Below are 13,318 nucleotides of genomic sequence, written 5' to 3' on the forward strand. Positions count from 1 at the left end.
TCCTGTCTCCATTCGGTTAGGACGCGGCCACCGCACGCCGTTGCGATTCCGCGAGAATTTCCTGTGCCTTGAGAATGACGGGGCGGTCGACCATGCGTCCGTCGACCGCGACGGCTGCGCCGTGCGATGCGGAGGCGGTATCGACGACCTTGCGCGCCCATTCGATCTCTCTTTCCGTCGGCAGGAACGCGGCATTGACTGCCTGGACCTGCTTCGGGTGAATGCAGAGCTTGGCGCCGAAGCCAAGGCGCTTCGCGCGAAGCGTGTCGCGTTCGATCTGCGCGGGATCATCCAGTGCGAGGCTCACACCGTCGACGGGCGGCAGCAGGTTGCCGAGGCGGGACGCCAGCACGATATGCGACCGGAAGTACAGCAACTGCTCGTCGTCGCCGTCGATCGACAGATCGAGCTGGAAGTCGATGTTGCCGAACACGAGGCGAGTCGTCAGCCGGTGCTGCGCGATGGCGACCACGTTGCGGAAACCCTGCGCCGTTTCGATCATCGGCAGCACGTCGGTCGGCTTGCCGGCGAATTCGCAGAGGAAGATGTCGTCGATGCGTTCGGTCTTCGGCAGCATGACCGTCTTGACGGACGGTGCGCGGCACAGCGCGATATCCTCGCGGAACCATTCGCTGTTGACGTCGTTGATACGCACGGCCACCGGTGTGTCGCTGGATGCCAGCCACTCGGCAAGCGCGGCGCGTGCGACCTTCTTTTCCGCGGGCGGCACCGCATCTTCGAGGTCGATCACCACGACGTCGACGCCCGAGGCGGCGGCCTTCGCGAAGCGATCCGGGCGGTTACCGGGAACAAACAGATAGGAACGGGGGGCGAGCTCAGACATGTCGATTCTCCGGGTTTCGTGAGGCGAGCAGTGACGGAACGACCGTGGCGTCAGCGATGGCCCAGATCTTCCCGATCGATTCGGTAACTTCGGCTTCGGTTGCCGCGTCGGCATACAGCGCGAGCGTGCGAACCTTGTGTTCCAGTTCGGCACGCGACAACGTATTGCCGGGGTCGCCCTTCGGATCGTCGACGCGGCCTTCCAGGGTGCGGCCGTCCTTCGTCGTGACAGTCACTTTGCCGATCCAGCGCGCCGGATAGGCGGAGTCGACTTCCGGGTCGAGCTCCATTCGGACCTTGTCGCGCAGGCGCGCGATGTCGGGCGATGCGTAATGGGCGTCGAACTCGCGCACGCCGGCATGACCGTAGGCCGATACGAGGCCGAGCACCGTCCCCATCGAGAACTTCGCCTGGTGGATCGTTCGCGGGCTCACGACCGGACCGAGCACATCTATTGCGGCCTGGTGAACATGCGTGACCACGCTTTCGATATCGTCCGGCTTCAGCGCATTGCGCTCGATGACTTGCAGCAACGCGTCGGCGGCAGGGTGGGTGTGCCGGCACGATGCGTGGTACTTGAACGAGGTTTCGGCCAGTGCCCAGCGTGTGCCGAGGCGATCGACCAGCTTGTCCGGGTACGTCTGGTCCGACATCCCGGCCCCCATCCCCTTCTCGCCTTCGAGAATGTCTGCCGCGCCGGTGAAGCCGTCCGCCGCGAGATAGGCTGCGAAAAGGCCGTTTGCCGCCGCCTTCGCCGTATGCAGCTGCTTCGAGTCCGCCGCATCCTTGAGGAATTGCCACAGCCCCGCTGCCTGCGTACCGGCCGAGCCGAACGCGTGCAGCATTTGATTGCCGTCGAGGTTCAGCAAGTGGCCGACTGCCGCGGCGGCGGCAAGCGTGCCGACGGTACCGGTGGTATGAAACGTCTTGTAGTGGGAGCGGCCAAGGAATTCGCCGACCCGCACGCCGACTTCGTAGCCCGCGATGCATGCGGTCAGGAACGCTTGCCCGCTGCGCCCGAGTGATTGCGCGACGGCCAGGGCGGCGGGAAAGACGACCGTGGCCGGATGCAGCACCGAACTGTTGTGGAGGTCGTCCTGCTCGGCGAAATGCGACGCGGCGGCATTGACCATCGCAGCGAACAGCGGGCTTGTCGTGCGCCGCGATATCAGCACTTCGCACGGTCCGGACGCGGGCCCGAACGCGAAAGCGAGCGTGTGGATGGTTTCCACCGGGCGGGCGCCGCGGCCCGCGAGTGCCGAGCCGTACCAGTCGAGGAAAAGGTCTTCGGTGCGGCGAATCACGTCGACGGGAATCTGGTCGAAGCGGAGGTGTGCCGCGAAGTTCGCGAGGGTCTGGGTATGGGTCATGTTCGAGTCGCTTGCGGTTGCGGGTTAGATCACGCGCGCGTCGCGCCATCTGCGAACGTCTGCGTCGGTGAAACCGAGTTCGTGGAGAAGCGCGTCGGTGTGCTGCCCCAGGGCGGGAACGGCATCCATGCGAACGTCTTCCGCGCGATCGACGCCGGGCGGAAGGAGTGCCGGGATGTGGCCGGCCGGGGAATCGACTTCGACCCACCGGTTGCGCGCGCGCAGCTGCGGATGCGCCCAGACGTCGGCCATCTCGTTCATGCGGGCATTGGCAATCTGCGCGGTGTCGAGTCGATCGACGACTTCGGCCGCAGTGAGCGTCGAGAATGCATCGACGATGATCGCGCACAGCGCATCGCGTGACGCCACGCGCTTCGCATTCGAGTTGAAGCGAGGATCTGCCGCCAGTTGCGGTACATGAAGGACGTGCTCGCAGAATGCGGCCCATTCACGCTCGTTCTGCAGGCCGAGCATCACCGACTTGCCGTCTCCGGCCGGGAAGGGGCCGTACGGATAGATCGTGGCGTGTGCCGCGCCTGCCCGAGGGGGCGGCGATGCGCCGTCGAATGCGTAGTACATCGGATAGTTCATCCATTCGACCATGCTTTCGAGCATCGAGACGTCGATCTGCCTGCCGCGCCCGGTCTTCGATCGCTCGAGCAGTGCGGCCAGGATGTTCGTATAGGCGTACATGCCGGCGGCGATGTCGGCGATCGAACAGCCGGCCTTTGCCGGCGAATCGGGGCCGCCCGTGACGGACAGAAAACCGGATTCGCTCTGGATCAGCAGGTCGTAGGCCTTCTTGTCGCGATACGGGCCGTCCGGCCCATAGCCCGAGATGTTGCAGACGATCAACCCGGGATGCGCCGCACGCAGCGCGTCGTAGGACAGGCCGAGGCGCGCTGCGGCGCCGGGTGCGAGGTTTTGCACGAGCACGTCGGCGTCGGCAAGCAGTTTTCCGAGTACAGCGTTGGCATCCGGTGCCTTCACGTCGAGCGTCAGGCTTTCCTTGGAACGGTTGCACCAGACGAAGTGCGATGCTTCGCCGTTGACGCGCTCGTCATAGGCTCGTGCGAAATCGCCCACGCCAGGACGCTCGACCTTGATGACGCGCGCGCCGAGATCGGCGAGCTGGCGGGTGCAAAAAGGCGCCGCGATCGCGTGCTCCAGCGTGACGACCTTGATGCCGGTCAGGGGTTTCATGGCGCGCTCCTAGAAAGATCGCGGCAGACCGAGCAGATGCTCGGCGACGTACGACAGGATCAGGTTGGTCGAGATCGGGGCGACCTGATACAGGCGCGTCTCGCGGAACTTGCGCTCGACGTCGTACTCGTTCGCGAAGCCGAACCCGCCGTGGAATTGCAGGCACGCGTTCGCTGCTTCCCACGATGCGTCGGCTGCCAGCAGTTTGGCCATGTTGGCCTGTGCGCCGGCCGGCTGTTTCGCGTCGAACAGTTCGCACGCCTTGTAGCGCATCAGGCTGGCGGCTTCGACATTCACGTAGGCTCGCGCGATCGGGAACTGCACGCCCTGGTTCTGACCGATCGGCCGGCCGAACACGACGCGTTCCTTCACGTACTTCGAGACCTTGTCGAGGAACCAGTACCCGTCACCGATGCATTCGGCCGCGATCAGCGTCCGTTCGGCGTTCAGGCCGTCGAGGATGTACTTGAAGCCCTTGCCTTCTTCGCCGATCAGGTTTTCCGCGGGAATCTCGAGGTTGTCGAAGAACAACTCGTTCGTCTCGTGATTCACCATGTTCGGTATCGGGCGCACCGTCATGCCGTTGCCGATCGCTTCGCGAAGATCGACGAGGAAAATCGACATGCCTTCGGATTTCTTCGCGACCTGGTCGACCGGGGTCGTGCGAGCCAGCAGAATCATCAGATCGGAATGCTGGACGCGCGAGATCCAGACCTTCTGCCCGTTGACGACGTAGCGGTTGCCCTTGCGTATGGCCGTCGTCTTCAGCTTCGTCGTGTCGGTGCCGGTCGTGGGTTCGGTCACGCCCATCGATTGCAACCGGAGCTTGCCGCTGGCGATCTGCGGCAGATACTTCGATTTCTGCTCGGCCGAGCCGTGGCGCAGCAGCGTGCCCATGTTGTACATCTGTCCGTGGCAGGCCCCCGAGTTGCCGCCGCTGCGGTTGATCTCCTCCATGATCACCGATGCCTCGGTCAGCCCGAGACCGGATCCGCCGTATTCCTGCGGAATCAGCGCGGCAAGCCAGCCAGCATCGGTCAGCGCCTGGACGAAGGCCTCCGGGTACGCGCGTTCCTCGTCGATCCTGCGGAAATATTCCGGCGGGAAGTTCGAACACAGATCGCGGATGGCCTCGCGAATCTCCTGGTGCGGTGCGGCGATATCCAACACGTGAATCTCCTCTTAGTTTCCTGTGGCGGGATGGGCTTCGGTCAGCGTCACGCGTCCATCGACGCATAGCCGGCCGCGGGCGCTTTCCGCCCAGATGCGAATCTCGGGCGACACCGGGTCGTGGGTCGCGCACACGTAGAACGGTTCGTTGTCGAAGAGCGGGCCGACTGCCTTGAAAGAAAATCCGGCGATGTTTGCGCGCGGCAGGTTGCGGTGCACGAGATCGATGAGCAGCGTGGCGGTCAGCGGCCCATGGACAACCAGTGCGGGATACCCTTCCTGCTCGGTCGCGTACGGACGGTCGTAGTGGATCCGGTGGCCGTTGTAGGTCACGGCTGAATAGCGGAACAGCAGCACGGGATCGGGCACGACCAAGCGCCGCCAGGTGCCGTCGCTGGGCGCGTCGATTCCACTGTCCGGCGAGCTCGTTGCCCGGGGCGCATCGCGGTAGACGATGTCCTGCTCTTCAGACAGCAGCGTGCCTTCGAGATCTTCGAGCTGATGGCGGACACGAACGAACACCAGCGGCCCGCTGCGTCCTTCCTTTGCGCCGACGTCGACGATTTGCGACGTCCGGGTGACGTCGTGGCCGATTCGAACCGGACGTTCGAATTGCACCCGGCTGCCGGCCCACATGCGGCGCGGCAACGGCACGGGCGGCAGGAACCCGCCGCGCGTGGGATGCCCGTCGACGCCAACGTGCGACTGGTGGGCAATGGCGGGAAAGAGCGCCCAGTGCCAGAGCGGCGGAAGCGCATCGCCCGGCTCGAGCGTTGCTTCGTGATCGAGCAGCGCGGCGAGCTGCGCGACGAGTCGAGGCGAGACGGTTTCGCGTTCGGATTGCGTGCGCCCGATCCAGTTGCGAAGGTTGTCGAATTCTGCGGACATGTCGTCGGTTTTCCAAAGATGCGTCGTTGCTGCTAGCGTGACGCACCGGACTGCCGGCGACAATTTGTGCTTCGGAAACGGGGCTTTAAGTGGCGTTTAAGGTGTCACGGCAACCTGGCCGGCATCGTGGAGATGGTCGTCGTCCTGGGCCTTGCCGGTGAGCTGATCGACCAGTTCGCGCGCGAACGACGGCAACAGGTCGAGGCTGCGGATGCAGATCAGCAGATTGCGGGTCGCCCAGTCGTCCTCGATCGATACGAGCTTGACGTTCATGAGCCGCGCATAACGTGCCGCCGAAGAGAATGGCAGCACGCCGATCCCCACGTTCGCCTCGACCATTCGGCACAGTGCCTCGAAATTGCCCACTTCGATCCGCACCTGAAGGGTCTTGTGGAGATCGTTGACGACGCGATTGAGGAAGGTATGGATCGCGCTCGCTTCCGGGAGCCCGATGAAGTCGAAGCCGGTGGTTTCCGCGAACGGGATCGATTGGCGGTCGGCCAGCGGATGCGACGGATGGACGGCGAGGATCAGCTTGTCCCTGCGATAGGGCAGCGTCATCAACGATTCGGTCCTGACATCGCCCGCCACGATGCCGACGTCCGCCCACCCTTCGCTGATCGCGCGGACGATATCGTGGCTCAGTCGTTCCTTCAGACCGATATTGACGTCCGGGTGGGTTGCAAGAAAGTCGCGCAGGTCGTTCGGCAGGAACTCGGTGGTCGCGGTGGTATTGGCGAACAATCGAATATGACCCTTGATACCGCGCGCGTATTCCTGCATGTCGCCGCGCAAGTGTTCGAGTTGCGACAGCACGAGCCGCGCATGATGCAGGAACGCCTGCCCGGGCGGGGTGAGCGTCACGCCCTGGCTCGTCCGGAACAGCAGCTTCGAGCCCATGCTCTCTTCGAGATTCTTGATGCGCGTGCTGGCGGCGGGTACCGACATGCAGGAGCGCTCGGCGCCGCGTGTCAGGCTGTTCGTTTCCGCGATGGCGCTCATCAGGCGGAGATCGACCAGATCGAAATGCATTCCCATGATTTGCCTCCTGGCTTTGGCGTGCCGATGAGCGAATCATAGCAACATGAAAAAATCCGCAAAAGTAAGGATTCCATCTACGGGCTTATATTTCACGTGAATCCGCATATATTGGTGAATATAGAGGTTCAATGTCGAGGGCGGAGATTTATGACTATGCAAAATTCCGCAAGATAATCTCGACGCAAATCAAGACGGCCCGTTTTCGTCGATCGACAATCCGCTCAACGTCGGGGGAGCGCAATGAGGTCCTCCGTCGATCCGACTGCCCTCTACAGGAGATAGCGATGTTGATTGCACCGTACAAGAACGAGCCGTTCGACCTCTTTGACACCGACGCCGCCGTCGCCGAGATGCGTGGCGCGCTCGACAAGGTGCGTACGCGCTTTGGCGAGACGTATCCGCTGATCATCAATGGCGAACGCGTCATGACGGACGACAGGCTCGTCTCGACGAACCCGTCGAATCCGGCGGAGATCGTCGGTTACTCGGCGAAGGCAACGCAGCAGCACGCCGATGCGGCACTCGATGCGGCATGGAAGGCGTTCGAATCGTGGAAGCGCTGGACGCAGGAAGATCGCTCGCGCGTGATGCTGAAGGCCGCTGCGATCATGCGTCGCCGCAAGCGCGAACTCGAAGCATGGCTCGTCTACGAGATCGGCAAGAACTATGTCGAGGCCAGCGCCGAAGTCGCGGAGATGATCGACTTCACCGAGTACTACGCACGGCAGGCGCTGACCCACGTCGGTGGACTGGGTTCGCTGATCCACTATCCGGGCGAGGAGAACGAGAGCTTCTACATTCCGCTCGGTGCAGGTGTCACGATTTCGCCGTGGAATTTCCCGATGGCGCTGATGACGGGCATGACCGTGGGCGCGATCGTCGTCGGCAACACCGTCGTGTGCAAGCCGGCGGAGGACACGGTCGTGTCGCTGGCGAAGGTGTTCGACATCTTCGAGGAAGCCGGTCTGCCGCCGGGTGTCGTCAACTATCTGCCTGGCAACGGCCGCGACGTCGGCTCGTATCTCGTCGCGCATCCGCGCACCCGCTTCGTCAATTTCACCGGGTCGCTCGCAACCGGTGCGGCGATCAACGAATCGGCGGCGAAGCTCGCGCCGGGGCAGAAGTGGTTCAAGCGCGTCTTCCTGGAGCTGGGCGGCAAGGACGGCATCCTGGTCGACGAAACCGCCAATCTGGACGACGCCGCAACGGGCGTGATCCAGGCTGCGTTCGGCTATTCCGGCCAGAAATGCTCGGCTTGCTCGCGCCTGATCGTGGTGGATTCCGTCTATGACGCGCTGCTCGAGCGCGTGATCGAACGTACGAAGAAGCTGGTCGTCGACGAGGCGAAGAACAACCCGAGCCTCGGGCCCGTGTGCAACGAAATGCAGTACAACAAGGTTCAGTCGTACATCGACATCGGCCGCGGCGAGGGCAAGCTGCTGACGGGCGGCAAGGTTGCCGACGCACCGGGCTACCTGATCGAGCCGACGATCTTCGGCGACGTGTCGCCGACCGCGCGCATCGCGCAGGAAGAAGTGTTCGGTCCGTTCGTCGCGGCGATCCGCGTGAAGGACTTCACCGAAGGCCTGCAGGTCGCGAACAACACGGTCTACGGGCTGACCGGCGCGCTGTTTTCGAACGACCGTGAGCGCATCGAAATCGCTCGCCGCGAGTTCCATGTCGGCAACCTGTACTTCAACCGCAAATGCACCGGCGCGCTCGTCGGGATCCAGCCGTTCGGCGGATTCAATCTCACCGGTACCGACACGAAGACCGGTGGTCCGGACTACCTGCTTCAGTTCATGCAGATCAAGGCTGTCGCCGAGCGTCTGTAAGTTTGATGTCCCGGTCCGGCGTACGTCCATGCGCCGGGCCGGTTTTTTTCCGGACCTGAAAACTTAAATGAACATCATTGCGGACAGAATCGGGCAGATCGCGCCCGCGGAGACGATGGCGATGGCCGCGCGTGCAGCGGAGCTGCGCCGGGCCGGGCGGAACGTGATATCGCTGTCGCAGGGCGAGCCGGATTTTCCCACCCCCGAGAACATCCAGGAGGCGGCCATTCGGGCAATGCGCAGCGGCAAGACGCGCTATACCGAGGCGGCGGGCATCCCGGAGTTGCGCGAGGCAATTGCGGCGAAGCTCGCGAACGACAATGGCCTGATCTACCCGGTCGCGGGTATCAGCGTGTCGTCGGGCGCGAAACAGGCAATCTTCGCGGCGTTCTTTGCGTCGTTGAACGTCGGTGACGAAGTGATTGTGCCGACACCCTGCTGGGTGTCCTACCCCGAGATCGTGAAGATGTCGGGCGGTACGCCGGTTTGTGTTCCGTGCCCGGAAGCCGCGGGCTTCAAGCTCACGGCGGCACAACTCGAAGCCGCCATTACGCCACGCACCAAGTGGTTGATGCTGAATTCGCCGTCCAATCCGACCGGCGCCGTGTATTCCCGCGACGAACTGACGTCGCTCGCCGACGTGCTGCGTCGGCACCCGCATGTCTGGGTGCTGTCGGACGACATCTACGAGAAGCTGATTTACATCGACGCCCCGTTCAGCAACATCCTGAACGTCGCCCCCGATCTGTACGAGCGCACGCTGCTCATCAACGGGGTGTCGAAGGTGTACGCGATGACAGGGTGGCGTATCGGCTACGCAGCAGGACCTGCGCGGCTCATCAACGCGATGAATCTCGTGCAGGGGCAGATCGTCACGAGCGCTACGTCCATCGCGCAATACGCATCGGTTGAAGCGCTCACCGGTAGTCAGGTGTTCGTCGAGACGTCGCTGCGCGCGTTCGATCGGCGACGCAAGCAGGTCGTTGAAGCGTTGCGCCGTATTCCCGGGCTGCAATGCCGCGAGCCGGAAGGGGCGTTCTATGCGTTCGTCGGCTGCGAGGAATTGATCGGGCGCCATACGTTGTCCGGCGCGCGCATCGGCAGCGACCAGGATTTCGTCCGCTACCTGCTGGACGATGCCAATGTTGCAGTCGTCTCCGGGACAGGGTTCCTGCTTTCTCCGTACTTCAGGCTGTCGTATGCCGCGTCCGTCGAGCAGCTGGAGGAAGCGCTCCAGCGTATCGAGGCGGCATGCGCGAAGCTGCTGGCCTGAATTCGGTCTGACGCATCGAACCACGACGCATCACCAAGAGGCATGTCATGAGCGAAAGAATCGTCATTACCGGTGGCGGCGGTATCGGGTGTTCCATCGCCTACTTTCTGTCCCGGCAGGGGCGCACGGATCGCGAGATCTGGGTGATCGAACGCGATCCGACATACCGGATCGCATCGTCGGCGCTGTCGGCCAGCTCGATCCGTCAACAGTTCTCGACACCGTCCTGCATCCAGCTGTCGCGATTCGGCTACGAGTTCATGCGTTCGATCGAACGCGACAAGGCGCGATTCGGCGCAGGCGTCGATCTGACCGACTGCGGCTATCTGTTCGTTGGTACGTCCGGCCAGGCGCCCGCGCTGCGCAAGCGAACTGCGCTGGCGCGGTCGATGGGCGTCGCCATCGCCGAGCGATCGCCGGAGGAGCTGATTGCGCGCTATCCGTGGTTGAACGTCGGCGATCTCGCGTATGCGGCAGAGGGCTTGTCGGGGGAAGGCTGGTTCGACGGATACAGCCTGATGCAGTGGTATCGCAATCGGGCACGTGAGGCTGGCGTCCAGTTCGTCACAGGTGACGCGGCGGCATACCGTACGACGGGCAATCGCATCACGCATGTCGAATTGAGCGACGGCCGCCTGATTGCCGGGGATCAATTCGTGAATGCGGGTGGCGCGTGGTCGTCGAAGCTCGCGTGCACGGTCGGAATCGATTTGCCCATTCGACCACGCCGGCGTTGCGCATTTGTCGTGTCCTGTCCGACCGCAATACCGGATCTCCCGATCTTGATCGACACCTCGGGCATCTATCTGAGGCGCGAGCAAAATCACTTCCTGTGCATCGTGTCGCCGTCGGCCGAGCATGATCTCGACGACTTGCCGCTCGACGTCAATTTCGCGGAGTTCGACGACATTATCTGGCCGACGCTCGCGGAACGGATCCCGGCTTTCGAGGCGCTACGTGTCGAACACGCGTGGGCCGGCTACTACGAATACAACGTGCTGGATCACAACGGCCTCATCGGTCAAAGTGGCCCGGAGAATTCGTTCGTCGCCGCGGGATTCAGTGGTCACGGAATGATGCACAGCCCGGGCGTCGGTCGCGGCATGGCGGAACTGCTGTCGTTCGGTGAGTACCGGACGATCGATCTGACTCCGCTGTCGGCCGATCGAATCAATACCGGAAATCTGGTAATCGAGGAGGCGGTTTACTGAGCGTGGCGAGGTCACGCTGGAAGCGCACGCGCCGGTCGCCGTGGTGGTGTCCGGCGCGTTCTCTTTGAGGCGGGCGATGTTGTTGCCGTCAGGCCGGGTGAAGACCACGTCCGCGGGCATCGCGATACTGCCGCGGGGTCAGGTGCGTGGCCAGCTTGAACTGGCGCGTAAACGCGCTATGGTCCGCGTAGCCGCAACTGGCGGCAATGTCGGTAATGCTGTGGTCGGTGGTTTCGAGCAGCTTGCATGCGTGATCGATGCGCATCTTCATCAGTAGCTGCTTCGGCGTCAGGTGGAATACTTCGCGCGTCAGGCGCTCGAGCGTGTCGACCGAGATCGACGCATGATCGGCCGCCTCCGTGATGAGGATGTTCTGACTCAGGTGCTGTTCCAGATAGGCAAGAAAGTCGAAAAGCCGACGGTATCCGTGATGGCGCTCATCGGGGCGCGGCAGGTCGCGGGAGACACCGATCATGCCGATGCCGCTCTCATTCTCGTCGATGATTGGAAACTTCGAACTGAGGCACCAGTATTTGTGCCCGATGCCGGTCGAGTACAGACGAAGCCGGTCAACGATCGGTGCCTTGTTTTCGATGACGGACAAGTCCTGTGCGACGGTGCTTGCGCCGGTCACGGGAAAGAGTTGATCCGCGGTCTTGCCGATGACGTCATCGCGTGCAAGGCCGCTTCGAGCGATCAGCGTCTGGTTGACGGACAGATAGCGCGCATTGGCGTCCTTGACGTAATAGAGCACGTCGGGGAGGCAGTCGAAGACTCGCTCCAGCAGCTCCGGATGGCGATCCAACTGTCTGATCAGCGCGACGAGCATGTCTTTGTCGGTTTGGGACGGCATGCGGACTCTGGGCAATAAGGGAACCGGATGCCGATTGTACCGGGACGACAGGCGGCGTCCAGGAATGGAAAAAGGGCTCCGCGATGGGCGGAACCCTTCGTGCATGGCGATCTGCCGGCGTAAGCCCTTATTGGCTTGCGTGTGCGGCGGGCCCGAGCAGCGCTTCGCGGAAACGGCTGCGCAGATAAGGACCGTCGCGCGGCGGCAGGCACACCGGAGCCGGGTCGGTGCTGACCTTGACGGTTGCGAGTACCGGGCCGTCACCGTTCAGGATGGCGTCGACGAAATCGTCGAGTTGCGCTTCCGTCGTGATCGTGCGTGCGTTTTCGATGCAGGCTGCCCGTGCGACAGCCGTGACGTCGACGCCCCGTCCGGCGTGTGCCGGCTGCATGCCGGTTTCGGCATAGTGACCGTTGTCGATCACGACGATCGACAGATTGGACGGACGATCGACGCCGACGGTCGCCAGCGAGCCGAGGCCCATCATCATTTCGCCGTCGCCGACGAACACCACGACACGCCTGGATGGTTGAGCACGGGCGATGCCGAGCCCGAACGTCACGGCGCCGCCCATGGCACCCCAGAGATAGAAGTTTTGCGGCGTGTCGCCGGCGGCGGCAACGTCGAAGGTCGGGTTGCCGAGGCTGGTGACGGCCAGTACGCGATCCGCGCGATCGCGGAGGATGCGTTGAACGGCCGTCCGGCGGTTCAGGGGAATGGTCTGTTGCGTCATGTCGATGCTCACTTTTTGAAGTTCTTCGTGCCGATCACGCGCTGGCCGATCAGTACGGCCACCATGCGCGACGTGTTGAACGCGAAATTCAGCGCCGCCTGGACGGTCGGGGCCACTTCGTCGGCATCGTCCGCGCGGTACACATGGACGCCGGCGGATTCCAGGGCTGCCTGGGTCGATTTGCCCATCGCGACCTGCCACGGGTTGAACTCGCCCCACTCACCGCGCATCGTGACGAGCATCAGGATCGGCATTCGGCACTCGTGCTGCAGCGACAGCATGTTGATGCAGTTGCCGACGCCGCTCGATTGCAGCAGCAGCACGCCGCGTTGCCCGCCGACCCAGGCGCCGCCCATCATGGCAACGCCTTCTTCTTCGGTGGTCAGGGATACGGCGTGAATGTCGGAATCGCCTTCGCAAAGCTCGATGAGGCGCTTGTGGCCGGCGTCGGGCACGTATGCAACCTGACGTACGTCGGAGGATTTGAAATGCTCGAAGATGGTATCGGGCCAGTTAGCTGACATGATGGGCTGGACGGTTGACGTCGAGAGTAGGGAAAGGGATATCGCGTGACCGGCATGCGCCGATGTGCACGGCGTTTGCGGATGAGACAAGCGTGCCGCAGCAATTTTCCGAACTCAATTTGCGATTGCGTAATGGGTGTTTAACCGCCGGTTAACGTGGGGACGCTCCATGTCTGCCGGGCTTCGGGCGTACGTTGGATCGACGAATTCGAGGGGTTTGAAGGCCCTGTTTCAGAATCTTGAATTCCAGCAGGATCGTTCGATATGCAAACTGATGGCCAGAACCTTTCGAGGACATGTGCATGAAAATCCTGGTGCCAGTGAAAAGAGTGGTCGATTACAACGTGAAGGTCCGCGTGAAGTCGGACAACACG

General features: G+C 62.9%; 12 protein-coding genes. 3 read left to right on the forward strand and 9 right to left on the reverse strand.

Annotated features, from left to right (window positions below):
• Nucleotides 1–16 precede the first annotated feature (16 nt).
• The 6 genes from BCO18175_RS15680 to BCO18175_RS15705 are packed head-to-tail and all read right to left on the reverse strand — an operon-like array spanning nt 17 to nt 6,512.
• Nucleotides 17–844, reverse strand: coding sequence for an HpcH/HpaI aldolase/citrate lyase family protein (locus tag BCO18175_RS15680; RefSeq protein ID WP_174982200.1), 828 nt, complete (start codon nt 842–844; stop codon nt 17–19).
• The gene (locus BCO18175_RS15685; RefSeq protein ID WP_174982202.1) at nt 837–2,213 is read right to left on the reverse strand and encodes an MmgE/PrpD family protein; all 1,377 of its coding nucleotides are present in this window, start codon (nt 2,211–2,213) and stop codon (nt 837–839) included. Before BCO18175_RS15685 ends, BCO18175_RS15680 begins: the two co-directional genes overlap by 8 nt.
• A gap of 24 nt (nt 2,214–2,237) precedes the next feature.
• Nucleotides 2,238–3,416: a CaiB/BaiF CoA transferase family protein gene (locus BCO18175_RS15690; RefSeq protein WP_174982204.1), complete on the reverse strand. Its 1,179-nt coding sequence runs from the start codon at nt 3,414–3,416 to the stop codon at nt 2,238–2,240.
• 9 nt (nt 3,417–3,425) lie between these two features.
• Complete coding sequence (locus BCO18175_RS15695) at nt 3,426–4,586, reverse strand: acyl-CoA dehydrogenase family protein (RefSeq protein WP_438820499.1); 1,161 nt, start codon at nt 4,584–4,586, stop codon at nt 3,426–3,428.
• A 12-nt stretch (nt 4,587–4,598) separates the two neighbouring features.
• The gene (locus BCO18175_RS15700) at nt 4,599–5,537 is read right to left on the reverse strand and encodes an FAS1-like dehydratase domain-containing protein (RefSeq protein ID WP_254608087.1); all 939 of its coding nucleotides are present in this window, start codon (nt 5,535–5,537) and stop codon (nt 4,599–4,601) included.
• Between the two features lie 33 nt (nt 5,538–5,570).
• Complete coding sequence (locus tag BCO18175_RS15705; RefSeq protein ID WP_174982206.1) at nt 5,571–6,512, reverse strand: LysR substrate-binding domain-containing protein; 942 nt, start codon at nt 6,510–6,512, stop codon at nt 5,571–5,573.
• Nucleotides 6,513–6,799: 287 nt separating this feature from the next.
• Between BCO18175_RS15705 and pruA the strand changes: the two genes are divergently transcribed.
• The 3 genes from pruA (at nt 6,800) to BCO18175_RS15720 (ending at nt 10,834) form a co-directional block, all read left to right on the forward strand.
• Nucleotides 6,800–8,350 (forward strand): L-glutamate gamma-semialdehyde dehydrogenase, encoded by a 1,551-nt coding sequence (pruA, locus tag BCO18175_RS15710; protein WP_174982208.1) that lies wholly within the window; start codon nt 6,800–6,802, stop codon nt 8,348–8,350.
• Between the two features lie 67 nt (nt 8,351–8,417).
• Nucleotides 8,418–9,623: a pyridoxal phosphate-dependent aminotransferase gene (locus BCO18175_RS15715; protein WP_174982210.1), complete on the forward strand. Its 1,206-nt coding sequence runs from the start codon at nt 8,418–8,420 to the stop codon at nt 9,621–9,623.
• 47 nt (nt 9,624–9,670) lie between these two features.
• Complete coding sequence (locus BCO18175_RS15720) at nt 9,671–10,834, forward strand: NAD(P)/FAD-dependent oxidoreductase (RefSeq protein WP_174982212.1); 1,164 nt, start codon at nt 9,671–9,673, stop codon at nt 10,832–10,834.
• A gap of 88 nt (nt 10,835–10,922) precedes the next feature.
• Here the strand turns inward: BCO18175_RS15720 and BCO18175_RS15725 are convergent, their stop codons facing one another.
• From BCO18175_RS15725 to BCO18175_RS15735, 3 genes are all read right to left on the reverse strand, one after another.
• Nucleotides 10,923–11,687: a helix-turn-helix domain-containing protein gene (locus tag BCO18175_RS15725; RefSeq protein ID WP_174982214.1), complete on the reverse strand. Its 765-nt coding sequence runs from the start codon at nt 11,685–11,687 to the stop codon at nt 10,923–10,925.
• A 127-nt stretch (nt 11,688–11,814) separates the two neighbouring features.
• Nucleotides 11,815–12,420: a thiamine pyrophosphate-dependent enzyme gene (locus BCO18175_RS15730; protein WP_174982216.1), complete on the reverse strand. Its 606-nt coding sequence runs from the start codon at nt 12,418–12,420 to the stop codon at nt 11,815–11,817.
• A gap of 8 nt (nt 12,421–12,428) precedes the next feature.
• Complete coding sequence (locus BCO18175_RS15735) at nt 12,429–12,875, reverse strand: phosphonopyruvate decarboxylase (protein ID WP_368040719.1); 447 nt, start codon at nt 12,873–12,875, stop codon at nt 12,429–12,431.
• Nucleotides 12,876–13,318: the final 443 nt, after the last annotated feature.

The organism is Burkholderia lata, from assembly GCF_902499335.1.
In the GTDB taxonomy this organism is placed as follows: Bacteria; Pseudomonadota; Gammaproteobacteria; order Burkholderiales; family Burkholderiaceae; genus Burkholderia; species Burkholderia lata_B.